Origin of the sequence: Thermoactinospora rubra (assembly GCF_002093975.1) — a bacterium.
GTDB lineage: Bacteria > Actinomycetota > Actinomycetes > Streptosporangiales > Streptosporangiaceae > Nonomuraea > Nonomuraea rubra_A.
This window is the reverse complement of record NZ_MSZZ01000077.1, coordinates 1-21,259: the sequence shown is the minus strand read 5'-3', so window position 1 is coordinate 21,259 and position 21,259 is coordinate 1. Positions and strand designations below refer to the sequence as shown.

At 70.3% G+C, this 21,259-nt stretch carries 22 protein-coding genes and 1 pseudogene; 15 read left to right on the top strand and 8 right to left on the bottom strand.

The window, feature by feature from the left end; all coding sequences use genetic code 11:
* Positions 1-37: 37 nt before the first annotated feature.
* Positions 38-1,036 carry an aldo/keto reductase family protein gene (locus BSB02_RS36740; protein WP_084965623.1) on the bottom strand — a complete coding sequence of 333 codons (999 nt, stop codon included), beginning with the start codon at positions 1,034-1,036 and terminating at the stop codon, positions 38-40.
* A gap of 95 nt (positions 1,037-1,131) precedes the next feature.
* Between BSB02_RS36740 and BSB02_RS36735 the strand changes: the two genes are divergently transcribed.
* On the top strand, positions 1,132-2,067 hold the full coding sequence (locus BSB02_RS36735; protein ID WP_084965622.1) for an SMI1/KNR4 family protein: 936 nt from the start codon (positions 1,132-1,134) through the stop codon (positions 2,065-2,067).
* Between the two features lie 18 nt (positions 2,068-2,085).
* Here the strand turns inward: BSB02_RS36735 and BSB02_RS36730 are convergent, their stop codons facing one another.
* The gene (locus tag BSB02_RS36730; RefSeq protein WP_240506979.1) at positions 2,086-2,697 is read right to left on the bottom strand and encodes a DUF3043 domain-containing protein; all 612 of its coding nucleotides are present in this window, start codon (positions 2,695-2,697) and stop codon (positions 2,086-2,088) included.
* A gap of 150 nt (positions 2,698-2,847) precedes the next feature.
* Between BSB02_RS36730 and BSB02_RS36725 the strand changes: the two genes are divergently transcribed.
* The 4 genes from BSB02_RS36725 to BSB02_RS36710 all read left to right on the top strand — a co-directional run bounded on the left by BSB02_RS36725 (position 2,848) and on the right by BSB02_RS36710 (position 7,018).
* Complete coding sequence (locus BSB02_RS36725) at positions 2,848-3,633, top strand: PspA/IM30 family protein (RefSeq protein ID WP_240506977.1); 786 nt, start codon at positions 2,848-2,850, stop codon at positions 3,631-3,633.
* On the top strand, positions 3,630-3,908 hold the full coding sequence (gene pspAA / locus BSB02_RS36720; protein ID WP_084965619.1) for a PspA-associated protein PspAA: 279 nt from the start codon (positions 3,630-3,632) through the stop codon (positions 3,906-3,908). Before BSB02_RS36725 ends, pspAA begins: the two co-directional genes overlap by 4 nt.
* A 127-nt stretch (positions 3,909-4,035) precedes the next feature.
* On the top strand, positions 4,036-6,330 hold the full coding sequence (locus tag BSB02_RS36715) for a serine/threonine-protein kinase (RefSeq protein ID WP_084965618.1): 2,295 nt from the start codon (positions 4,036-4,038) through the stop codon (positions 6,328-6,330).
* A gap of 43 nt (positions 6,331-6,373) precedes the next feature.
* Entirely contained in the window at positions 6,374-7,018 is a 645-nt protein-coding gene (locus tag BSB02_RS36710; RefSeq protein WP_084965617.1) for an SIMPL domain-containing protein, read from the top strand.
* A 17-nt stretch (positions 7,019-7,035) separates the two neighbouring features.
* On the opposite strand, the gene nadA is transcribed toward BSB02_RS36710, so the two are convergent.
* Positions 7,036-8,166, bottom strand: coding sequence for a quinolinate synthase NadA (gene nadA, locus BSB02_RS36705; protein ID WP_084965616.1), 1,131 nt, complete (start codon positions 8,164-8,166; stop codon positions 7,036-7,038).
* 146 nt (positions 8,167-8,312) lie between these two features.
* Between nadA and erpA the strand changes: the two genes are divergently transcribed.
* Both erpA and BSB02_RS36695 read left to right on the top strand, forming a co-directional pair.
* The gene (gene erpA, locus BSB02_RS36700) at positions 8,313-8,666 is read left to right on the top strand and encodes an iron-sulfur cluster insertion protein ErpA (RefSeq protein WP_084965615.1); all 354 of its coding nucleotides are present in this window, start codon (positions 8,313-8,315) and stop codon (positions 8,664-8,666) included.
* A 115-nt stretch (positions 8,667-8,781) separates the two neighbouring features.
* On the top strand, positions 8,782-9,768 hold the full coding sequence (locus BSB02_RS36695) for a carbohydrate kinase family protein (RefSeq protein ID WP_084965614.1): 987 nt from the start codon (positions 8,782-8,784) through the stop codon (positions 9,766-9,768).
* A 75-nt stretch (positions 9,769-9,843) separates the two neighbouring features.
* On the opposite strand, the gene BSB02_RS36690 is transcribed toward BSB02_RS36695, so the two are convergent.
* The 3 genes from BSB02_RS36690 to BSB02_RS36680 all read right to left on the bottom strand — a co-directional run bounded on the left by BSB02_RS36690 (position 9,844) and on the right by BSB02_RS36680 (position 11,735).
* On the bottom strand, positions 9,844-10,278 hold the full coding sequence (locus BSB02_RS36690) for a CBS domain-containing protein (protein WP_084965613.1): 435 nt from the start codon (positions 10,276-10,278) through the stop codon (positions 9,844-9,846).
* An 81-nt stretch (positions 10,279-10,359) separates the two neighbouring features.
* Entirely contained in the window at positions 10,360-10,596 is a 237-nt protein-coding gene (locus tag BSB02_RS36685) for a sulfurtransferase TusA family protein (RefSeq protein ID WP_276206392.1), read from the bottom strand.
* A 5-nt stretch (positions 10,597-10,601) separates the two neighbouring features.
* Positions 10,602-11,735 (bottom strand): cysteine desulfurase family protein, encoded by a 1,134-nt coding sequence (locus BSB02_RS36680; RefSeq protein ID WP_084965611.1) that lies wholly within the window; start codon positions 11,733-11,735, stop codon positions 10,602-10,604.
* A gap of 171 nt (positions 11,736-11,906) precedes the next feature.
* Between BSB02_RS36680 and ctaC the strand changes: the two genes are divergently transcribed.
* From ctaC to BSB02_RS36660, 4 genes are all read left to right on the top strand, one after another.
* Positions 11,907-12,701, top strand: coding sequence for an aa3-type cytochrome oxidase subunit II (ctaC, locus tag BSB02_RS36675; RefSeq protein WP_084965610.1), 795 nt, complete (start codon positions 11,907-11,909; stop codon positions 12,699-12,701).
* Positions 12,698-14,368 (top strand): aa3-type cytochrome oxidase subunit I, encoded by a 1,671-nt coding sequence (gene ctaD, locus BSB02_RS36670; protein WP_084965609.1) that lies wholly within the window; start codon positions 12,698-12,700, stop codon positions 14,366-14,368. Before ctaC ends, ctaD begins: the two co-directional genes overlap by 4 nt.
* A complete protein-coding gene (locus BSB02_RS36665) occupies positions 14,365-14,778 on the top strand; it encodes a cytochrome c oxidase subunit 4 (RefSeq protein ID WP_084965608.1) in 414 nt (137 codons plus the stop codon). The genes ctaD and BSB02_RS36665 overlap by 4 nt, the downstream gene beginning before the upstream one ends.
* Positions 14,779-14,930: 152 nt before the next feature.
* Positions 14,931-16,118: a L,D-transpeptidase gene (locus tag BSB02_RS36660; RefSeq protein WP_084965607.1), complete on the top strand. Its 1,188-nt coding sequence runs from the start codon at positions 14,931-14,933 to the stop codon at positions 16,116-16,118.
* A 558-nt stretch (positions 16,119-16,676) separates the two neighbouring features.
* Here the strand turns inward: BSB02_RS36660 and trpD are convergent.
* Both trpD and BSB02_RS36650 read right to left on the bottom strand, forming a co-directional pair.
* Positions 16,677-17,723: an anthranilate phosphoribosyltransferase gene (gene trpD, locus BSB02_RS36655; RefSeq protein ID WP_084965606.1), complete on the bottom strand. Its 1,047-nt coding sequence runs from the start codon at positions 17,721-17,723 to the stop codon at positions 16,677-16,679.
* 7 nt (positions 17,724-17,730) lie between these two features.
* Positions 17,731-18,129, bottom strand: coding sequence for a response regulator (locus BSB02_RS36650; protein ID WP_084965635.1), 399 nt, complete (start codon positions 18,127-18,129; stop codon positions 17,731-17,733).
* Between the two features lie 287 nt (positions 18,130-18,416).
* On the opposite strand from BSB02_RS36650, the gene ctaE reads away from it, so the two are divergent.
* From ctaE to BSB02_RS36630, 4 genes and pseudogenes are all read left to right on the top strand, one after another.
* Positions 18,417-19,070 carry an aa3-type cytochrome oxidase subunit III gene (gene ctaE, locus BSB02_RS36645; RefSeq protein ID WP_084965605.1) on the top strand — a complete coding sequence of 218 codons (654 nt, stop codon included), beginning with the start codon at positions 18,417-18,419 and terminating at the stop codon, positions 19,068-19,070.
* 13 nt (positions 19,071-19,083) lie between these two features.
* Positions 19,084-19,893 (top strand): cytochrome bc1 complex diheme cytochrome c subunit, encoded by an 810-nt coding sequence (gene qcrC / locus BSB02_RS36640; protein WP_084965604.1) that lies wholly within the window; start codon positions 19,084-19,086, stop codon positions 19,891-19,893.
* On the top strand, positions 19,890-20,996 hold the full coding sequence (gene qcrA / locus BSB02_RS36635; protein WP_084965603.1) for a cytochrome bc1 complex Rieske iron-sulfur subunit: 1,107 nt from the start codon (positions 19,890-19,892) through the stop codon (positions 20,994-20,996). The genes qcrC and qcrA overlap by 4 nt, the downstream gene beginning before the upstream one ends.
* Positions 20,993-21,259: pseudogene (locus BSB02_RS36630) on the top strand (cytochrome bc1 complex cytochrome b subunit); the annotation flags it as partial. The gene qcrA and the pseudogene BSB02_RS36630, both read left to right, overlap by 4 nt.

Below are 21,259 nucleotides of genomic sequence, written 5' to 3'. Positions count from 1 at the left end.
TTTGTGGCCCGAGGGGTTTTCCGTGTTCGGGGGAGCGTCAGGGGCGCGTGGCCGGGCTCTGGGTCTTGGCCGGGTCGCGCTCCACGACCGGGTCGAGGATCTCGTCGATCTTCTTGAGCACGTCGGCGTCGAGCTTCACGCCGGAGGCCTTGACGTTGTCGCGCACCTGCTCCGGGCGCGAGGCGCCGATGATGGCGCTGGCCACGTTCGGGTTCTGCAGCACCCAGGCGATCGCCAGCTGGGCCATGCTCAGGCCGAGGTCGGCGGCGATGGGCTTGAGCTGCTGGACCCTGGTGAGCACGTCGTCGTCGAGGTAGCGGGAGATGAAGTTCGAGCCGCTGGGGTCGGTGGCCCGCGACCCGGCGGGCGGCGCCTGCCCGGGCAGGTACTTGCCGGTCAGCACGCCCTGGGCGATGGGCGACCAGACGATCTGGCTGACGCCCTCGCGCCGGCTCAGCGGCACGATCTCGGCCTCGATGACGCGCCACAGCATGGAGTACTGCGGCTGGTTCGACACGATCCGGTCGAAGCCCATCTCGTCGGCGATCTTCAGGGCCTGGGCGATCTGGTCGGCCGTCCACTCGCTGACGCCGACATAGAGGACCTTGCCCTGCCGTACCAGGTCGTCGAAGGCCCGCAGCGTCTCCTCCAGCGGCGTGGAGTAGTCGAACCGGTGCGCCTGGTAGAGGTCGACGTAGTCGGTCTGCAGCCGGCGCAGCGAGCCGTGGATGGACTCGAAGATGTGCTTGCGCGACAGGCCGCGGTCGTTCGGCCCGGGCCCGGTCGGCCAGTAGACCTTGGTGAAGATCTCCAGCCCTTCCCTGCGCACGCCCTTGAGCGCCCGGCCCAGGACCTCCTCGGCCTTCGTCCCGGCGTAGACGTCGGCGGTGTCGAAGGTGGTGATGCCCTCGTCCAGCGCCGCCCGCACGCACGCCTTGGCGGCGTCCTCCTCCACCTGCGAACCGTGGGTGATCCAGTTGCCGTAGCTGATCTCACTGACCAGAAGGCCGCTACGGCCGAGGTGTCGAAATTCCATGCGTCCGACCCTATAGGCCCCGCCTACAAGCGTTTGCCGTGCGGGGGTGGCCTCCGGCGGTCGAGCGATGATCTCGGCGGCGATAAGGTCTGGCCGTGGTGAAGCTTCTGCGCGCGGCCCTCACCGCGGCCGTCCTGGTCGCGATAGCCGTACGGCTGCGCCGCCGCTTACGCCGGGGGACCCGCCCGGCGCCCCCGCCCGCCGCCGAGCCGAGGGTACGGCTGGGCGCGCTCGGCGTGACGGTGGCGACGGTCGTGGGGATCATGGGCGGCCTGGCGTGGCTCGGCGTCTACGTGCGGACGGGCGACGGGGAGCCCGAGGCGCGGCTCCGCGGCGTGATGATGTCGGACAGCTCGGACGGTTGGGGGTACACCGAGTGGTACCGAGGCGATGGCGCCGAGGACGCGGGCAGCTCGGGCTGGACGCCGCCGGACCCGTCGGCGCAGGCGATCGTGGTGGACTACAGCTGCACCCCGGAACGCAGGCCGCCGACCGTGCGCCCGCTGGACCCGCGCGTCCGGCGGGCGGTCGACCGGCAGTGGCGGCGCATCGAACGCTGGCTCAAGGCCAACGCGCCCAGGACCTACGCCACGCTCGGCCGCCCCGGCAGGGCGCGCACGATCGCCGTGGCCGAATCCCAGATGGGCGTGGACTTCCCCGACGACCTGCGCGCCTCGCTGCTGCGTCACAACGGCGCCACCGGCTTCGGCCTGGGCGTGCGCGGCGCCGTCAACCTGTCGATCCGCCAGATCCGCGACCTCTGGCGCCGCGAGTGCGAGCTGGCGACGGCCTACCCGGGAGCGGCGCGCGACTGGCACGGCGGGATGGTGCCCTTCGTGTCGATGCCGGACGGCGGCCCGGAGGGCTACCGGCTGGGCGTGATCGACCCGGTGCGGGGCGTCGTCGGAGCCGCTCCCTCCCGGCCCTCCTACCACCACCTGCTGCGCGAGGTCGCCGACGCCCTGGAGACCGGCGGCGACCTCGACGGCGCCCGCCCGGTGGTCGTCGCCGGGACGCTCGTCTGGCGCTGATCCTTGCTTCTCGGACCCTTACTTCTTGGGCGGAACCGGCTTACCGCCCGGCAGCACCTGGGGCGGCGGGAAGCGCAGCTTGCGGATCTGCAGCGCCCGCATGGCCGCGTAGAAGCCCACGCCCTTGACCGACTCGTTGGGGAACTTCTCGGCGGCCTGCTTCTTGACCCGCTGCGCCACGAAGATCGAGGTGCCGAGCACGGCCACCATCATGACCGGCCAGGCGATCGTCAAGACGTAGCCGTAGATCATGGCCTGCGTGCGCGCATCACCCATCGGGATCCACGTCACCAGCAGGATGACCAGCGAGAACGGCAGGAAGTACTGGCTCGGCAGGCGGCGGGAGTCGACCCAGTCGCGGGCGAACTTCTTCACCGGGCCGCGGTCGCGGGCCGGGAAGTAGCGTTCGTCGCCGCGCAGCATCCCCTCGCGCGCCTTGGCCCGCTCGGCGGCCTGCTTGGCGCGCATCGCGCGGTAGGCCTCTTTCCTGTCACGCGGTGCGGTGACGGGCTGGCGCCGGCGCCCCTCGGCGTCACGGCGCTTGGGGGTCGGTCGCCCTTTGCCCTGGGGCTTAGGATCGTCAGCGGGGACGGGGGAGTCCGCCGGGGTCTGGGAACGGCGTCGCAACACGACGTCAACCCTACCTGGAGTGCAACTTAGTGACGCCCCCGTGCGTTATGCGTAGGGTAATCCCAAGGCGGCTGCGCTGCACTGGGTGACCGACAGCACGACCTAAGAAGGGGACGGCCGACGCGCATGAGCGTGATGAAGAGACTTTCCATGATCTTCAAGTCCAAGGCCAACAAGGCCCTGGACAAGATGGAGGATCCGCGGGAGACCCTCGACTACTCCTACCAGCGCCAGCTGGAGCTGCTGCAGAAGGTGCGCAGGGGAGTCGCCGACGTGGCCACCTCGCGCAAGCGGGTCGAGCTGCAGATCAACCAGCTCGAGCAGCAGGCCAGGAAGCTGGAGGACCAGGGGCGCAAGGCGCTGTCGGTCGGCCGCGAGGACTTGGCGCGCGAGGCGCTGACCCGCCGTTCCAGCCTGCAGACCCAGATCGCCGACCTGCGGGTGCAGCATGACAACCTCCAGGCCGAGGAGGAGAAGCTCACCACGGCCTCCCACCGGCTGCAGGCCAAGGTCGACGCCTTCCGCACCAAGAAGGAGACGATCAAGGCGACCTACACCGCCGCCGAGGCCCAGACGCGCATCAACGAGGCGTTCTCCGGCATCTCCGAGGAGATGGGCGACGTCGGCCTGGCCATCCAGCGCGCCGAGGACAAGACCGCCCAGATGCAGGCCCGCGCGGGCGCCATCGACGAGCTGCTGGCCAGCGGCGTGCTCGACGACTTCAGCGGCCAGCGCGGCGACGACATCCAGGCCGAGCTCGACCGCATGGGCGGCGGGCGCGACGTGGAGCTGGAGCTGGCCAAGATGAAGGCCGAGCTCGGCATGGGGGCTCCCCAGCAGAACGCCATCGAGCAGGGCGGCCAGCAGCAGGCCCAGCCTCAGCCGCAGCCGCAGCAGCAGACCCAGCAGCTCCCCAAGCCGGGGGAGGGCGCATGATCATCAGGATCATGGGCGAGGGCCAGGTCGAGATCTCCGACGGCGACCTCGACGTGCTCAACACGCTGGACGCCGAGCTGGAGCAGGCGATCAACGCCGACGACGAGGCGGAGTTCCGCGTCAAGCTCCACGCGCTGCTCGACAAGGTACGGCACGTCGGCAAGGCCCTGCCGGACGAGAGCCTGGAGCCCTCGGAGCTGATCCTGCCCCCGGCGGACGCCTCGATCGAGGAGGTCCGGGCGATGCTGGGCGACTCCGGCCTGATCCCCGGCTAGCCCGCGCACCGCCCGGCTGCGACCGGCCGCGCCTGGTGCTGGTCTTGCCGGGTCCCGGCCTCGGCCTGCGCGCCCGCCCCTCACACACCTGACGTAACCGCACAAAGGGGGCTGCCACAATAGGGTCATGGTGGAGCCGCTGAGGCCAGGGGATCCCTCCTGGGTGGGGGAGTACTCCCTGACCGGACGGCTGGGCGAGGGTGGTCAGGGCACCGTCTATCTGGCCGAGGCGAAGGACGGCACGAAGGTCGCGCTCAAGCTCCTGCGCGCCGACCTCGCGGGAGACCGGGAGGCCTCCGAGCGGTTCGTCCGCGAGGTGTCCCTGGCCAGGAGGGTCGCGCCGTTCTGCACCGCGCAGGTGATCGAGACGGGGCTGTTCAGCGAGCGGCCCTACATCGTCAGCGAGTATGTCCCCGGTCCCACGCTGGCCGAGGTGGTGCGCACGCAGGGACCGCGCATGGGCGCGTCGCTGCACCGCCTGGCCATCGGCACCGTGACCGCCCTGGTCGCCATCCACCAGGCCGGGATCGTGCACCGTGACTTCAAGCCGTCCAACGTCGTGCTCGCCGCCGACGGGCCGCGGGTGATCGACTTCGGCATCGCCCGGGCGCTCGACCTGACCTCCTCGCTGACCGGCGCGGCGATCGGCACGCCGTCGTTCATGGCCCCCGAGCAGCTGCATGAGGGGGTTCCCGGGCCGCCCTCGGACATGTTCGCCTGGGCGTGCACGATCCTCTACGCCGCCTCCGGGCAGGCGCCGTTCGGCACCGACAGCCTGGCCGCGGTGTTCAACCGGATCATGACCAGCGAGCCGGACCTGAGCCACGTCGAGGATCCCGCGCTCCGGTCACTGGTGGCCGACTGCCTGGCCAAGGAACCGGCCCGGCGGCCCACCGCGAGCCAGGCCCTGCTGCGCCTGCTCGGCCACTCCGGCGCGGCCCCGGCCCCCGCCCCCGGCCTGCTGGCGCAGGGCACGGCCGCCGCCCAGGCCCCGCCGTACCTGCCCGCGGGCCCCGGCTCCGGCCCGCAGGCCCAGCCACACCCGCCCGCCGCGCACGGCTCGGGCCCGCAGCCGCACCCAGCCGCCCCGCACGGCTCCGGCCCGCAATCCCACCTGCCCGTGGCGCACGGTTCGGGCCCTCAATCACATCCGCCCACCCCGCACGGCTCGGACCCCCAACCGCCCGCCGTCCACAGCCATGCCCCCCAGCCGCAGGCGCCGCCGTACCCGCCGACCGGACCGGCCGGGTACGGCCCGGCGCGCCATCCGGCCCCCGCCCCGCCGTACCGGCCACCCGGGCCCGCCTACGGCGGCATCCCCCCGACCCGGCCCGCGCAGAGGCGGCCGGTGGGCTGGATCGTCGTGTCCGCCGTCGCGGCCGTGGTCATCCTGGTGGCCGTCGTCTTCGTCGCGGTACGGCTGAGCCGCCCCTCCGACGGCGGCGCCGCGCAGCAGACCCCCACGCCCACCGCCGGCACCACGACGCCTACGACGCCCACGCCGACCCCCACTCCCACCCCCAGCCCCACGCCCACGGTGGCCGCCGAGGGCACGCCGATCCGGCTGCCCGGCAGCGCGGTGACGATCCGGGAGAACGAAGGCGACGCGATCAAGCTCACCTCCTACAGCCTCGACGGCAGCGCCAAGCTGTACGTCCGCCAGCCCGACACCCGGACCTTCCGCCTCAATCCCCGCTACTTCGAGTACGTCCTCAGCCCCGACGGCACCCGCGCCCTGGCGACCGACGTCGACTACACCAGCGACGGCTACGCCCAGGTGTCCGTCGTCGAGCACCGGACCGGCACCAGGCGCGCGATCAAGCTCAGCAAGGCGCCCGTCTACCCGACGCAGCCCCGCTGGTCCCCGGACGGCAGGCGCGGCTTGGTCACCCTCTTCCGGGCGCTGGACAACGGCAGCGTCGAGTACGGCTACGGCATCCTCGACCTGGACGCCGGCACGGGACGGGTCTTCCGCGTCGCCGAGAAGGGGGCGGGCGAGTGGCGCTTCTTCTGGGCCGACGACGCCACCGTGGCCACCTGGGTGGGCGGCAGGATGAAGTTCTACGACCTGGCGGGCCACGCGGTCAGGACCCACCCGGCGGCCGGCTCGCCGGTGTGGGTGGAGGGCCAGGACGTCTCGCCCTCCGGCGAGTACTTCCTGGCCCACTGCGACAGCTCGGGCAACACCCTGTGCGCGCAGCCGGTGTCGGGCGGCGGCGAGCCGATCACCGTCCCGTTCGCCAGCACGCGGCTCATCGGCTGGTGGGACGACGCGCACATCGCGGGCTGGGTGGCCAGGGGCGGCGCCTACGAGGCCGTGGTCGTCGACCTGACCGGCGACGTCAAGCGCGTGCTGGCCACCGCGTCCAAGCCGGCGGAGTTCGCCAAGATGGGCTTCCGCTTCAGCCGGGGCACACCCTAGGAGCACGTCCGGACGCATACGAGCAGGAGGCGCGAGGGTGACGATGGACCATTCGACGGACCACTCAACGGACCACTCAACGGACGACAGGATCACCGTCGTGGGCGAGGGCGGCGTCGCGGCCGCCCCCGACGTCATGCGGCTCATGGCCGGGGTCGAGGTGCGCAGGCCCAGCGCGGGCGAGGCGTTCGCCGCCGTCAGGCAGGCGGCGGCGCGGCTGACCAGGACGCTGCAGCAGGCCGGGATCGAGGCGCGGGACGTGCGCACCACCCAGCTGTCCCTCGGCCCCGAGTACGTCAACTACCCGCAGGTCTCCGGCTACGTCGCAAGCCAGGGGCTGGAGGCCGTCGTGCGCGACCTGTCCAGGGCCGACCAGGTCATCGACACCGTGGCCGCCGTCGGCGAGGAGGTCCGCTTCAACGGCGTGGCCTTCGAGGTGTCCGACCCCGGGCAGGCCCTGGCCGAGGCGCGCAACCGGGCGTTCGGCAGCGCCGCGGCCAAGGCCGAGCAGTACGCCCGGCTGTCCGGCCGCGCCCTCGGCAGGGTCGTGGCCGTCAGCGAGGAGGTCGACAGCCCCCCGGTGCCGCTGGCCGCCGCGGCGTGGGCCGAGCAGGACAAGGCCTCGATCAGCCCCGGGCACCAGACCCTCACGGTCCGGGTCCGGGTCGTGTACGGCCTGGCCGGCTGACCCGGGGCCGATCGCGGCTACGGCAGAGCCAGCATCCGGTCGAGGGCGACGCGGGCCCAGTGGGCGGTGTCGTCGTCGACCGTGATCTGGTTGACCACCTCGCCCAGCACGAGCGACTCCAGCGCCCACACCAGGTGCGGCAGGTCGATGCGGTTCATGGTCGAGCAGTAGCAGACCGTCTTGTCCAGGAACGAGACGTCCTTGTCGGGGAACATCTGCGCCAGCCGCTTGACCAGGTTCAGCTCCGTGCCGACCGCCCAGCTGGTGCCGGCCGGGGCCTCCCGCAGGGTCTTGATGATGTACTCGGTGGAGCCGACGTAGTCGGCCTTCAGCACGACCTCGTGCCGGCACTCGGGGTGGACCAGCACGTTCACGCCGGGGATGCGCCGCCGTACCTCGTCGACGGACTCGGCCGTGAAGCGGCCGTGCACCGAGCAGTGGCCCCGCCACAGGATCATCCGCTTGCCCCGCAGCTCCTCGGGCCGGGGCGGGCGGTGCGGGTTGTACAGGACGCAGTCGTCCAGCGACATGCCCATCTCCAGCACCGCGGTGTTGCGCCCCAGGTGCTGGTCGGGCAGGAAGAGCACCTGCTTCTTCTGCGAGAAGGCCCACTCCAGCGCCCGGCGGGCGTTGGAGGAGGTGCACACCGCGCCGCCGTGCCGGCCGCAGAAGGCCTTGATGTCGGCGCTGGAGTTCATGTACGTGATGGGAATCACATCCTGGGCGATCCCGGCGTCCTCCAGCGCCTCCCAGGCCTCCTCCACCTGGTCGAACGTCGCCATGTCGGCCATCGAGCAGCCCGCCGCCAGGTCGGGGAGGACGACCTTCTGCGAGGGGGCGGTGAGGATGTCCGCGGACTCGGCCATGAAGTGCACGCCGCAGAAGACGATGTACTCGGCCTGCGGCCGGGCGGCCGCCTGCCGGGCGAGCTTGAAGGAGTCGCCCGTCACGTCCGCGAACTGGATGACCTCGTCGCGCTGGTAGTGGTGGCCCAGCACGAACAGCCTCTCGCCGAGCGCCTCCTTGGCCTTGCGCGCCCGCTCCACCAGGGCCGGGTCGGAGGCGGGAGGCAGCTCGCCCGGGCAGTCCACCCCCCTCTCGCTGCGCGGATCGGCGTCCTGACCCAGGATGAACAGCGGTAGCGCCATGCCGTACCCCTTATCGTCGAAGTGACGATTCATGATGACACACGCGGGGCCGTCGTTATTCCGGGGCCCGGGGATTCGGGGGAATGTGTCGCGGTGCCGGGATGTTGGTAGCGTCTTAGTAAGGACCTCAGAACGGGAGTCAGCACATGACGGTTGAGAGCAGCGAGACCACGACGCAGGGCCTGATCCTGACCGACGCGGCCGCGGCCAAGGTCAAGAGCCTGCTCGAGCAGCAGGGCGAAGAGGGCCTGCAGCTGCGCGTCGCCGTGCAGCCCGGTGGCTGTTCCGGCCTGCGTTACCAGCTCTTCTTCGACGACCGCTCCATGGACGGCGACGTCGTCTCGGAGTTCAACGGCGTGAGCGTCGTCACCGACAGGATGAGCGCTCCCTACCTGATGGGCGCCACCATCGACTTCGTCGACACCATCGAGAAGCAGGGGTTCACGATCGACAACCCCAACGCCACCGGCTCCTGCGCCTGCGGCGACTCCTTCAACTAGATCGGGCTAGATCGGGCGGCGGGTCCCGTTCACCTTGGTGTGGACGGGGCCTTCGCGTATCCTCGTGGGGCTTCAAAATCACTGTGGCCTGCTGACAACGAGGAAGAAGAATCCCGTGCGCATCGCCGTGACCGGCTCCATCGCGACCGACCATCTGATGACCTTCCCCGGCAGCTTCGGGGACCAGCTCATCGCCGAGCAGCTCGACCGGGTGTCGCTGTCGTTCCTGGTCGACGACCTCCAGATCCGTCGCGGCGGGTGCGCGGCGAACATCGCCTTCGGCATGGGGTGCCTGGGGCTGCGCCCCATCCTCGTCGGGGCGGTGGGCGACGACTTCGCCGACTACCGCTCCTGGCTGGAGCGCCACGGCGTCGACTGCGAGTCGGTGCACGTCTCCGAGACCCTGCACACCGCCCGCTTCCTGTGCACCACCGACAGCAACCACAACCAGATCGCCTCCTTCTACACCGGCGCCATGGCCGAGGCCCGCATGATCGAGCTCGGCCCGGTCGCCGCCCGCGTGGGCGGGCTGGACCTGGTCCTCATCAGCCCCAACGACCCCGACGCGATGCTGCGCCACACCGACGAGTGCCGCCGGCGTGGCATCCCCTTCGCCGCCGACCCCTCCCAGCAGCTGGCCCGCATGCCGGGCGAGGACATCCGCAAGCTGATCGACGGGGCCGCCTACCTGTTCTCCAACGACTACGAGAAGGGCCTCATCGAGCAGAAGACCGGCTGGTCGGACGAGGAGGTGCTGCGGCGGGTCGGCGTCCGCGTCACCACGCTGGGGCCCAAGGGCTCGCGCATCGACCGCGCGGGCGAGCCGTCGCTGCACGTCCCGCCCGCTCCCGAGCTGGGCAAGGCCGACCCGACGGGCGTCGGCGACGCCTACCGCGCCGGGTTCCTCGCGGGGCTGTCGTGGGGGCTGTCGCTGGAGCGGTGCGCCCAGATCGGCAGCCTGACGGCCACCCACGTGCTCGAACGGCTGGGCGGGCAGGAGTACGAGCTGTCGCAGAAGACGTTCCTGGAGCGCTTCGCCACCGCCTACGGGAGCGAGGCGGCCGACGGGGTGGCTCAGCACGTACGCTGCCACTACCCCTGATCGCCCCGCCGCCTCCGGGCCCTGACATGGAGGGGCGCGGGCGGGTTCGGCACCGCCCGCGCCCGGCGTGGCGTCCTACGGCTCGGAGTAGATCCGGTGGCAGAAGTCCGCGAGCAGGTCGTCGGGCAGGTGCCTGGCCAGGTCGGCCTCGCTGATCATGCCGACGATGCGGTGGTTGTCGATCACCGGCAGCCGGCGGATCCGGTGCTGCTCCATCTTGTCCAGCGCTTCCTGGACGGTCGCGTCGGCGGAGATCCACACCAGGCCCGTGGCCAGGTCGCCCGCGGTCGTCCGCGACGGGTCCCTGCCCTCCGCTATGCACTTCACGACGATGTCGCGGTCGGTGATGATGCCCTGCAGCCGGTCGTCCGGCCCGCAGATCGGCAGCGCGCCCACCTTGAGGTCGCGCATCATCTGGGCCGCCCGGTCGAGCGTCTCGTGCGACTGGATGCACTCAGCGCCCTGGCTCATCAGGTCGCGTGCGGTTTGGTGCGGGTGTCCCTCGGTCATCTCATCCCCCCGATGTCGACGACGTTCCGAGGGGGTTCCTACCCATTTTTCCAATTCATCCGCACGGCGCTGGCGCCGGCGTCAGTAGCTCCGCCGCACGTGGATGGCCCAGCCGCCCTGCGGCAGCTCGTAGGTGCCGACGTGCGGATGGGACTTGAGCCGGCACCACGCGGGCACGTCGTTGTAGGCGGCCGGATCGTCGGCCAGCACCGCCACGATTGCGTTCAGCGGCACAGCGTTGATCTGCTCGGCGAGCATGATGATCGGGATCGGGCACTTCTTGCCGAGCGCGTCGATCGTCAATGCTGGCTGGGCCACGCCGTTCATGAAACCCCCGCGTCCTGTCTGATCCGGCGCACCACCTCGGGGAGGACCGCCAGGAAGCGCTCCACCTCCTCGGCGGAGGTCCCACGCGGCAGCGATACCCGGACATTGCCATGGGTAAGCACACCCATCGCCTCCAACACGTGCGATGGACGAAGCGTACTAGCCGTGCAGGAACTGCCGGACGAAACCGCGAAGCCGTGCTTGTCGAGCTCGGTCAGCAGCACCTCGCCGTCGACGTACAGGCACGAGAAGGTCACGATGTGGGGCGCCCGCTCGACCGGGTCGCCGATGACCTCCACGTCCGGCACGAGCTCCGGCACCGCCCGCCGGATCCGGTCGACCAGCGCCGACAGGCGGGCGTTCTCCGCCGTGGCCTCCTCGGCCACCGCCCGCAGCGACGCGGCGGCGGCCACGATCGCCGGGACGTTCTCGAACCCCGGCACCCGCCGCCGCTCCCGCTCGTCCTCCGGCAGGAAGGAGCGAAAGCGCGTGCCCTTGCGCACCGCCAGCACGCCCACGCCCGCGGGGCCGCCCCACTTGTGGGCGCTGGCGGCCAGCACCGACCAGCCGGGCGGCACGGGCAGCCGGCCGGCCGTCTGGGCGGCGTCGACCAGCAGGGGGACCCCGCGCTCGCGGCAGGCCAGCGCGGCCTCGGCCACCGGCTGCAGGGTGCCGACCTCGTGGTTGGCGGTCTGCAGGCACGCCAGAGCGGTGTCCTCGGCCGAGACGGCCTCGGTGAAGGCGTCCAGGTCCACGCGCCCGGTCAGCGACACCGGGACCGTCGTCACCGTCCCGCCCTCGCGCTCGTGCACCTGCGCGGCGTGCAGCACGCTGGAGTGCTCGACCGCGCCGGCCACCAGGTGGCGGCCGTGCCTGGACCGGCCGCGCAGCGCCCCGAGCACCCCCAGGTGGACGGCCTGCGTCCCGGAGGAGGCGAAGGACACCTCGTCGGGACGGGCGCCGAGCACCTCGGCCACCTCGGTGCGGGCCTGCTCCAGCAGCAGGTGCGCGCGGCGGGCCGCGCCGTACAGCCGGGCGGGGTCGGCCCAGCCCTCCTCCAGCGCCGCCAGCAGCGCCTGCCTGGCCTGGGGATGCAACGGTTCGGTGGAGGCGGCGTCGAAGTAACCCACGACCGATATCGTCCCACCGAGGGGTCGGGAAGGAGCCCGTGGCCCCCGCACGCTAATGTGTCTCGGTGTCAGTCTGTGCATGACCAGAATCACGAACAACGAGCAACCCAGGGGAGAGCTCCTGGGCTTCATCTGTGGGGTAGGCGATCCGTGAGTCCGACCCGCCGTTCGATGCGGCGCCCGTTGGCCCGGCGCGGGGTGTTGAGCGCCGCCGCTTTGGCGTTGCCGCTGCTCTTCGCGACGGCATGTAGTGCAGAGCGTCAAGAGGACGTCTCTCGTTGGTTCCTGCCTGATCACGTGACGACTCAGGGCGGCATCGTCGACGACCTGTGGGTCGGGGCCTGGATCGCCGCCCTCGCCGTGGGCGTCGTCGTCATCGGCCTGATCATCTGGGCGTGCCTCTTCCACCGCAAGCGGAAGAGCTCCGCCGACCTGCCTCCGCAGGTGCGCTACAACCTGCCGATTGAGATCTTCTACACGGTCGTCCCGCTGATCATGGTGGCGGTGTTCTTCTTCTTCACCGCGCGCGATCAGAACGAGATGCTGAAGCTGGCCCCCAACCCCGACATCCGGGTCAAGGTGGAGGCCTTCCAGTGGAGCTGGCGCTTCACCACCGAGGTCGGCGGCAAGCGGGTGCAGGTCGTCGGCAAGCCGGTGAGCGACTACCGCAACGGACCCCAGCTCGTGCTGCCCGTCGGCAAGAAGGTCGAGTTCACCCTCGACTCGCCCGACGTCATCCACTCGTTCTGGGTGCCGGCCTTCCTGTTCAAGCGTGACGTCATCCCCGGCATCCCCGGCGAGAAGAACAAGTTCCAGATCGACACGCTCAACAAGCCGGGCGTCTACGCCGGCCGGTGCGCCGAGCTGTGCGGCGTCGACCACAGCCGGATGCTCTTCTCGGTGAAGCTCGTGGAGCAGGCTGAGTTCGACCGTTACATCGCAAGCCAGGCCGGGAGCACCCAGTGACCGCGATCCAAGAACCCCTCGCCGCTGGCGGCGTCCGGCCGGCCAGCAAGGGCAAGATCATCGCCAAGTGGCTGTCCTCGACCGACCACAAGGTCATCGGCCACCTGTACCTCATCACGTCGTTCGTGTTCTTCCTGATCGGCGGCGTGATGGCGCTCGTCATGCGCGCCGAGCTGGCCGCGCCGGGCCTGCAGTACGTCACCAACGAGCAGTTCAACCAGCTGTTCACCATGCACGGCACGATCATGCTGCTCATGTTCGCGACCCCGCTGTTCGCCGGGTTCGCCAACGAGCTGATGCCGCTGCAGATCGGCGCCCCCGACGTGGCGTTCCCCCGGCTGAACATGGTGAGCTACTGGCTCTACCTGTTCGGCAGCACGATCGCCGTCTCCGGCTTCTTCACCCCGGGCGGCGCGGCCAGCTTCGGCTGGTTCGCCTACACGCCGCTGTCCAACGCCATCAGCTCGCCCGGCATGGGCGGTGACCTGTGGATCATGGGCCTGGCGCTGTCCGGCCTGGGCACGATCCTCGGCGCGGTGAACTTCATCACCACGATCATCTGCATGCGCGCGCCGGGCATGACGATGTTCCGGATGCCGATCTTCACCTGGAACGTCCTGCTCACCAGCATCCTGGTGCTGATGGCCTTCCCGGTGCTGGCCGCCGCGCTGCTGGCGCTGGAGGCCGACCGCAAGCTCGGCACCCACATCTTCGCGCCGGAGAGCGGCGGGGCCATGCTGTGGCAGCACCTGTTCTGGTTCTTCGGCCACCCCGAGGTCTACATCATCGCGCTGCCGTTCTTCGGCATCGTCACCGAGGTCCTGCCGGTCTTCAGCCGCAAGCCGATCTTCGGCTACATCGGCCTGGTCGGCGCGACCATCGCGATCGCGGGTCTGTCCATCACCGTGTGGGCGCACCACATGTTCGCGACCGGGCAGGTGCTGCTGCCGTTCTTCGCGTTCATGACGTTCCTGATCGCGGTGCCGACGGGCGTGAAGTTCTTCAACTGGATCGGTACGATGTGGCGCGGCCACCTGTCGTTCGAGTCGCCGATGCTGTTCTCGGTCGGCTTCCTCATCACCTTCCTGCTGGGCGGCCTGACCGGCGTCATCCTGGCCTCGCCGCCGCTGGACTTCCAGCTGTCGGACTCCTACTTCGTCGTGGCGCACTTCCACTACGTGGTGTTCGGCACCGTGGTGTTCGCGATGTTCGCTGGCTTCTACTTCTGGTGGCCCAAGTTCACCGGCAAGATGCTCAACGACAGGCTGGGCAAGCTGCACTTCTGGCTGCTGTTCGTCGGCTTCCACGCCACGTTCCTGGTGCAGCACTGGCTCGGCGCGGTGGGCTTCCCCCGCCGCTACGCCGACTACAGCGCGGTCGACGACTTCACCATGCTCAACCTGATCTCGTCGGTCGGCGCGTTCGTGCTCGGCGCCTCCACGCTGCCGTTCTTCTACAACGTCTGGAAGACGTGGAAGACCGCGCCCAAGGTCACGGTGGACGACCCGTGGGGCTACGGCAACTCGCTGGAGTGGGCGACCTCCTGCCCGCCGCCGCGGCACAACTTCACCTCGCTGCCGCAGATCAGGTCCGAGCGGCCGGCGTTCGACCTGCACTACCCGCACGTGTCCGCCAAGCGTCCGGTCCTGGAGGGTGAGGCCCGATGAAGATTCAGGGTTGGCTGTTCCTGCTGTGCGGCCTGTTCTTCGCCGCGGTCACGGTCGGCTACTGGTTCTGGACCAAGGCCGAGAACGGCGTGGGCGAGCCGGTCGGCACCACGGCGATGGCCATCTCGGTGGGCTTCGCCTTCATGATCGGCTACTACCTCATGTTCACCGCCCGCCGCATCGGCGAGCAGCCGGAGGACAACAAGCAGGCCGACATCAGCGACGGCGCCGGTGAGATCGGCTTCTTCAGCCCGCACAGCTGGTGGCCGCTGTTCGTGTGCCTGGCGGCGGCCTTCGCCTTCGCCGGGTTCGTCATCGGCTTCTGGATGTTCCTCATCGGCGTGTTCATGGTGATCATGGCGATGATCGGGTTCGTGTTCCAGTACTACCGGGGCAACTTCTCCCACTGACCCGGATCGCCGGGAAGCGGGTACGGCTGCGCGCCGTACCCGCTTTTTCGTGTTTTTACTTGTTCATGTTTTTACTTCGTACCGGATGTGGCCATTCGATCACTAAGGGTAGTTGGCGGGTGACGGATGGATCTTTCGGCGGGGAGTTTCGCATGGTTCGCGTTGCAATCGGGCTGGTGGCCGTCTCATCGCTGGTCGCCTGCTCGGCGGGCAACGGTGCGGGAGTGAAGGTGAGCACGACGCCGGTGCCCCCGGCGGCGCTGGCCGTCTTCCCTGCGGACAAGGCACGGAACGTCCCCACGGAGGCGCCGGTGGCCATTGCCGTCACCCACGGCACGCTGCGCAGCGTGAAGGTCAGGGGCGCCGCGGGCGAGCTCGCCGGCCGGCTCAGCCCCGACCGCACGCGCTGGCGCAGCCTGCGCACCGCCCGGCCCGGCACCACCTACACCGTCACCGCCGTGGCCGCCGACGCCGCCGGCAAGACCACGCAAACCATCTCGACGTTCACCACGGTCGCGGCCCAGCGCACCTTCGACATCCAGCGGATGCTGCCCAACAAGTACGAGACTGGCCTGACCGTCGGCGTGGGCATGCCGATCATGATCGAGTTCGACCGCCCGATCACCGACCGCGTCGCCGTCGAGCGCAACCTCATCGTCCGGTCCTCCAAGCCCGTCGAGGGCGCCTGGCACTGGTTCGACGACCGCCACGTCGACTTCCGCCCCAAGACCTACTGGCCCGCCTACACCAGGGTGCACGTCGAGGCCCGCCTGGCCGGCGTGCGCGGGGCGGAGGGCACCTACGGCAAGCGCGACCACACCCTCGACTTCAAGATCGGCCGCGAGCAGATCACCAAGGGCAGCACCAAAACGCACCACCTGGTCGTCCGGCGCGACGGCAAGACGGTCCGCGTGATGCCGATGAGCGCGGGCCGGGGCGGGCAGTGGAAGTACTACACGACCTCCGGCATCCACCTGGCCATGTCCCGCGAGCCGGTGACCGTCATGACCTCGCCCGACGCCGGGCCGGGCCAGCCCGGGTACTACCGGCTGACCGTCTACAACACCGTGCGCATCTCCAACTCCGGAGAGTACGTGCACAGCGCCCCCTGGTCGGTCGGATCGCAGGGCCGCGCGAACGTCAGTCATGGATGCGTAAACATCAGCCCATCAAATGCCTCGTGGTTCATTAAGAACACTTTGATCGGTGACCCGATCATCATCACGGGTTCACCACGTAGGTTGGAGCCAACCAACGGTTGGGGCCACTGGCAGGAGGACTGGAAGCTTTGGCTCAAGTGGAGCTCCACCAAGTCCTTCCCCACGGAGGCGCTCGCCTAGCCGTACCGGCCGCGTGCCGTGGCCGGGCGGCGGCGCCGCACTCCGTGAGGCGGTCGCCCCCTGCCCGCGGGCGGCCTCGCCACGGGCCGGCCTCGTGCGAGCTGCGGGCGGGCGGGCGTTTAACGGCGCGACATCCAGACACGCGGCATCCAGACACGCGGCATCCACATCCGGACGCGCACTCTCCGGCGGTGCGCTGTGCCACGCCACGGCCGAGGCGGACGGCCTGCCGGGTGCGGCGGAGCGCCCCAGGCTGCCTCGCCAGGGCGCGGGAGCCCCTGGGACGCGCTCACGCGCCCGGTAGCACCCCTATGGCCCAGGCGTCGCGCCAGGGCGGCGAGGCGGCGTTCAGTCGCGTGGAGCCGGTCCGCGGGCGGCGAGCCGCCGAGGAACAGCGGCGAGCGGCTCGGCGGCAGCGGCGAGCGGCTCAGCGAGCACAGGACGCGGCGACCGCGTCACGCCGGCACGAGCGCACACCGCGACCCGCGACGGAGCCCGGCTTATTACCCGGCCCCCTAGAGGGGGGCCACCATCGTCACACGCCACACCGGCGGGCCGTCACGCCGTACGGAAGGAACGGCTGACCTCGACCCAGCGGTCCAGGACGGCGGCCGCGCGGCCGGAGTCGACGGCCTGCACGGCACGCGCGTAGGCGTCGATCATCGCCGAGTCCAGGTCGTCGCCGGGGCCGTCGAGCGCCACCAGCGCCGCCGCGGCGTTGAGCAGCACGGCGTCGCGCACCGGCCCCTGCTTGCCGCGCACCAGGTCGTGCACCACCTGCGCGTTGAACGCCACGTCGCCGCCGCGCAGCGCCTCGGCGGGCGCCCGCGGAATGCCCAGCACGGCCGGGTCGAACACCGTCTGCCTCGCGCTCCCGTCGCGCACCACCCACACGGTGGAGGTGGTCGCGATGGTCAGCTCGTCGAGCCCGTCGTCGCCGCGGAACACCAGCGCCGACACGCCGCGCTCGGCGAACACCCCGGCCAGGACCGGCAGCATGCGCGCGTCGTAGACGCCGATGGCCTGCGCCGCGGGGCGGGCCGGGTTGGTCAGCGGGCCCAGGAAGTTGAAGACGGTCGGGACGCCGATCTCCTTGCGTGGCGGGCCCGCGAAGCGCAGCGCCGGGTGGTAGACCGGCGCGAAGCAGAAGGCGATGCCCGCCTCGAGCGCCACGCGGGCGGTCTGCTCGGGGGTCAGGTCGAGCACGATGCCGAGGTGCTCCAGCACGTCGGCGGCGCCGCAGGAGGAGGAGGCGGCCCGGTTGCCGTGCTTGACCACGCGGGCGCCCGCGGCGGCGGCCACGATGGCGGCCATCGTGGAGACGTTCACGGTGTGGGCGCGGTCGCCGCCGGTGCCCACGACGTCGACGACGGGCCCCTCGACGGTCAGCGGGGTGGCCAGGTCGAGCATCGTGCGCGCCAGCCCGGTGACCTCGGCGACGGTCTCACCCTTGGCGCGCAGCGCCACCGCGAAGGCGGCGATCTGGGCCGGCGTCGCCGCTCCTGACATGATCTCCCGCATGGCCCAGGCCGTCTCGTCGGAGGTGAGATGCTCTCCGGCCAGGAGAGCCGACAACAGCGCAGGCCAGGTTGTGCGGGAGTCCATGAGGCACCTACTTCGCGTTGAGTCGGGTGGACAGACGCCGGCGCATGAGGCCCGCCACAGCGTCGGCCAGGACGATCGGGTCGAGGGGCTGGGAGACGACGGCGTCGGCCCTGGACCACTCCGCCAGCCACCGGTCGTCGCGCCTGGCGACGAGCAGGCAGATCGGCGGGCAGTCGTAGACCTCGTCCTTGGCCTGCCGGCACACGCCCATGCCGCCGGCGGGCTGCGTCTCGCCGTCGAGGACGGCCACGTCGATCTCGCCGGAGCCGAGCCACTGGTGGACCTTCGGCTCGGTGGCGCACTCGATGATCTCCACGAGCGGGACGTCGGCGGCGGGGCGTCGGCCGAGCGCCTGGCGCACCTGCTCGCGGGTGTTGGCGTCGTCGCTGTAGACGAGGACCCTCATCGTGTCGTCGGCGGTGGTGCTCACGTCACGGCTCGCTCTCGTGGTCGTCTTTGGTGCTCATCGGCTGGTACGGCCCGCGGCCCATCCCGTCTCCCCTCGTGAGGGCCGGCGGGAACGCGGCGGGCTTCCCTTCCGTTGGTAGTCAGTGGGATCGTACCGGTGCGCCCGCCCCCTTACCGAAGGCGGCGACACCGATGGCCGTTCCATGGCCATTTTCGCAGGTTCGCGGGGACTGTCTTGCCCCTAACGGGGGGTCGAGGGGCGACCCGGCCATGGGAGCCGCAATAATGCTGCCCGTGGCGACAGCATCCGCAATAACTTCGACGACAGCCCATCCGGCACGCAGGCCGAACCTGGTCAGCGTGGGGACGATCGTGTGGCTGTCCTCTGAGCTCATGTTCTTCGCGGCGCTGTTCGCGATGTACTTCACCATCCGGTCAGTCAGCCTCGGCGAGGGCCTGCAGTGGGTGCCGTCGCTCACGCCCCAGGGCGTGACGGTCCCCGAGCACGCCCCTCACCTCGACATTCCATTCGCGACGGTCAACACGATCATCCTGGTGCTGTCGTCCGTGACGTGCCAGCTGGGCGTTTGGGCGGCGGAGAAGGGACAGGTCGGCAGGCTTCGCTTCTGGTACGTCGTCAGCTTCCTGATGGGCGCGGTCTTCATCGCCGGTCAGGTCTGGGAGTACGCCAAGCTGGCGAGCGAGGGCGCGACGCTGTCGGCGAACCAGTGGACCTCCGTGTTCTACCTGACGACGGGCTTCCACGGCTTGCACGTGACCGGTGGCCTGGTGGCGTTCCTGTTCATGCTGGGACGCACGTACGCCGCGAAGCGCTTCACGCATGAGCAGGCCACCAGCGCGATCGTCGTGTCCTACTACTGGCACTTCGTCGACGTCGTCTGGATCGGTCTTTTCGCGACCATCTACATCATCCGATAGGGACGGGATCTCTGTGACTAGGATCACCGCTCGACGGCGGCATCCCCTCGCGAGATACGCCGTCCTCATCTTCGCGCTGGCGCTGTTCGGCGTCGGCTACACCGCCGTCGCGAAGCTCGCCGAGCCGGCCGACGCCGCGCTGGCCGCCGGCAAGGTCGACGACATCGCCGAAGGGCGCGCACTCTTCGAGCAGCACTGCTCCAGCTGCCACGGTCTCAACGCCGAGGGCACCTCGACCGGCCCCACGCTGATCGGCGTGGGCGCGGCCGCGGTGGACTTCCAGGTGAGCAGCGGCCGCATGCCGGCCGCCAACCCCGGCGCCCAGGCGCCACGCAAGCCTGTGGCCAAGTGGGTCAACGAGGACTCCATCCGCCAGCTGGCCGCCTACGTCCAGTCGCTCGGCGGCGGCCCGACGATCCCCACCGCCGACCAGGTCGACCCGGCCAAGGGCAACGCGGCCAGGGGCGGTGAGCTGTTCCGCGCCAACTGCATCCAGTGCCACAACTGGGCCGGTGCCGGCGGCGCCCTCACCCAGGGCAAGTACGCGCCCAACCTCAACTCGTCCTCGCCGACGCAGATCTACGAGGCGATGGTGACCGGGCCGCAGGCGATGCCGGTGTTCAACGACACCACGATCACCCCCGAGGAGAAGCGCGACATCATCGCCTACGTCACCGAGGTGCGTGGGCAGACGGACCCGGGCGGCTTCGGACTCGGGCGAATCGGCCCCGTGACAGAGGGGCTCGCAGCGTGGATCGTAGGTATCAGCGCCCTCGCCCTCGCCGCCATTTGGATCACCGCGAAGAGGCGTCAGAAGTCATGACAGACAACGAGCACGAGATCGAGCAGCCCGAGCGCGTCCCCAAGCGCGTCATCGGCACGCCGGCACCGGGCACCTCGCTGCTCGGAACCGCCGAGCGCGAGGTCGAACCCGACACCCCTGGGGTGACGCTGCAGGACGAAGGCACCGCCCGCAAGGGCGAGAGGATCGCCGCGCTCTGCTTCACGATCACCTTCCTGGCCGCCATCGGCTTCCTGGTGTCCTACGTGGTCTTCCAGGTCGGCGACCTCGACAGCACCGGCGTCTCCAACCTCGCGCTGGGCGGGACGCTGACCCTGGCCCTGCTGGGCCTGGCCGTGGGCATCGTGGTGTGGGTCCGCATGGTCATGCCCAAGTACAACCTCGTCCAGGAGCGCCACCCGATGGCCAGCGACGAGGAGACCCGGGAGTACGTCGCCGACACCTTCCTGCAGGGCGCCAAGGAGAGCGGCTTCGTCAAGCGCAAGCTGCTGCGCCGCACGCTGCTGCTCGCGGCGGCGCCGCTCGGCCTGCTGCCGCTGGTGCTGCTGCGCGACCTCGACAACAACACCGACAAGCCGGCCTCGCAGTTCCACAAGGAGCTGCGCCACACCGTCTGGGGCAACAAGACCAAGGACGGCAAGCCGCTGCGGCTCGTCGTCGAGGGCACCGGCCAGCCGATCCGGGCGGCCGACTTCAACTCGCCCGGCGGCATCCTCTCGGTCGTCCCCGAGGGCTACGAGCACGACCTCAACGCCCTGGCCAAGGCCGTCCTCATCCTCATCAAGTTCAGGCCCGAGGAGCTCAAGGCGGGCGTGAACAAGAACTGGACCCACGACGGCATCGTGGCCTACTCCAAGATCTGCACGCACGTGGGCTGTCCGGCCGCCCTGTACGAGCAGAACACCCACCACATCCTGTGCCCGTGCCACCAGTCGACCTTCGACGCGGCCGACGGCGCCAAGGTCGTCTTCGGCCCGGCCGCCCGGCCGCTGCCGCAGCTGCCGATCGGCGTCGACGAGGAGGGCTACCTCATCGCCAAGGGTGACTTCGCGGTGCCGGTCGGGCCCAGCTACTGGGAGCGTGGCGACGCCGAGGCCAAGGCAAGGCAGGGAGGCAACGCATGAGCGAGCTGACCGCAGTCCCCAAGGCGATCGCGGGGCCGTCGAGCTTCCTGGACGACCGGCTGGGGGCGGGGAGCTTCCTCAAGCGCAACCTGCGCAAGATGTTCCCCGACCACTGGTCGTTCCTGCTCGGCGAGATCGCGCTCTACTCCTTCATCATCCTGCTGCTGACCGGCACGTTCCTGACGTTCTGGTTCCAGCCGAGCATGGCCCACGTCGAGTACGACGGGCCGTACGCCCCGCTCAAGGGCGTGATGATGTCGGAG

Coding starts and splice junctions, on each gene's coding strand:
- nadA (WP_084965616.1), bottom strand. CDS start 8,166: ATGGCGCTACCGCTGTTCATCCTGGGTCAGGACGCCGATCCGCGCAGC.
- trpD (WP_084965606.1), bottom strand. CDS start 17,723: ATGGACTCCCGCACAACCTGGCCTGCGCTGTTGTCGGCTCTCCTGGCC.
- ctaC (WP_084965610.1), top strand. CDS start 11,907: ATGCGGCGCCCGTTGGCCCGGCGCGGGGTGTTGAGCGCCGCCGCTTTG.
- BSB02_RS36715 (WP_084965618.1), top strand. CDS start 4,036: ATGGTGGAGCCGCTGAGGCCAGGGGATCCCTCCTGGGTGGGGGAGTAC.
- BSB02_RS36690 (WP_084965613.1), bottom strand. CDS start 10,278: ATGACCGAGGGACACCCGCACCAAACCGCACGCGACCTGATGAGCCAG.
- BSB02_RS36660 (WP_084965607.1), top strand. CDS start 14,931: ATGGTTCGCGTTGCAATCGGGCTGGTGGCCGTCTCATCGCTGGTCGCC.
- BSB02_RS36650 (WP_084965635.1), bottom strand. CDS start 18,129: ATGAGGGTCCTCGTCTACAGCGACGACGCCAACACCCGCGAGCAGGTG.
- BSB02_RS36710 (WP_084965617.1), top strand. CDS start 6,374: ATGGACCATTCGACGGACCACTCAACGGACCACTCAACGGACGACAGG.
- ctaE (WP_084965605.1), top strand. CDS start 18,417: ATGCTGCCCGTGGCGACAGCATCCGCAATAACTTCGACGACAGCCCAT.
- erpA (WP_084965615.1), top strand. CDS start 8,313: ATGACGGTTGAGAGCAGCGAGACCACGACGCAGGGCCTGATCCTGACC.
- qcrA (WP_084965603.1), top strand. CDS start 19,890: ATGACAGACAACGAGCACGAGATCGAGCAGCCCGAGCGCGTCCCCAAG.
- BSB02_RS36740 (WP_084965623.1), bottom strand. CDS start 1,036: ATGGAATTTCGACACCTCGGCCGTAGCGGCCTTCTGGTCAGTGAGATC.
- pspAA (WP_084965619.1), top strand. CDS start 3,630: ATGATCATCAGGATCATGGGCGAGGGCCAGGTCGAGATCTCCGACGGC.
- BSB02_RS36725 (WP_240506977.1), top strand. CDS start 2,848: ATGATCTTCAAGTCCAAGGCCAACAAGGCCCTGGACAAGATGGAGGAT.
- BSB02_RS36665 (WP_084965608.1), top strand. CDS start 14,365: ATGAAGATTCAGGGTTGGCTGTTCCTGCTGTGCGGCCTGTTCTTCGCC.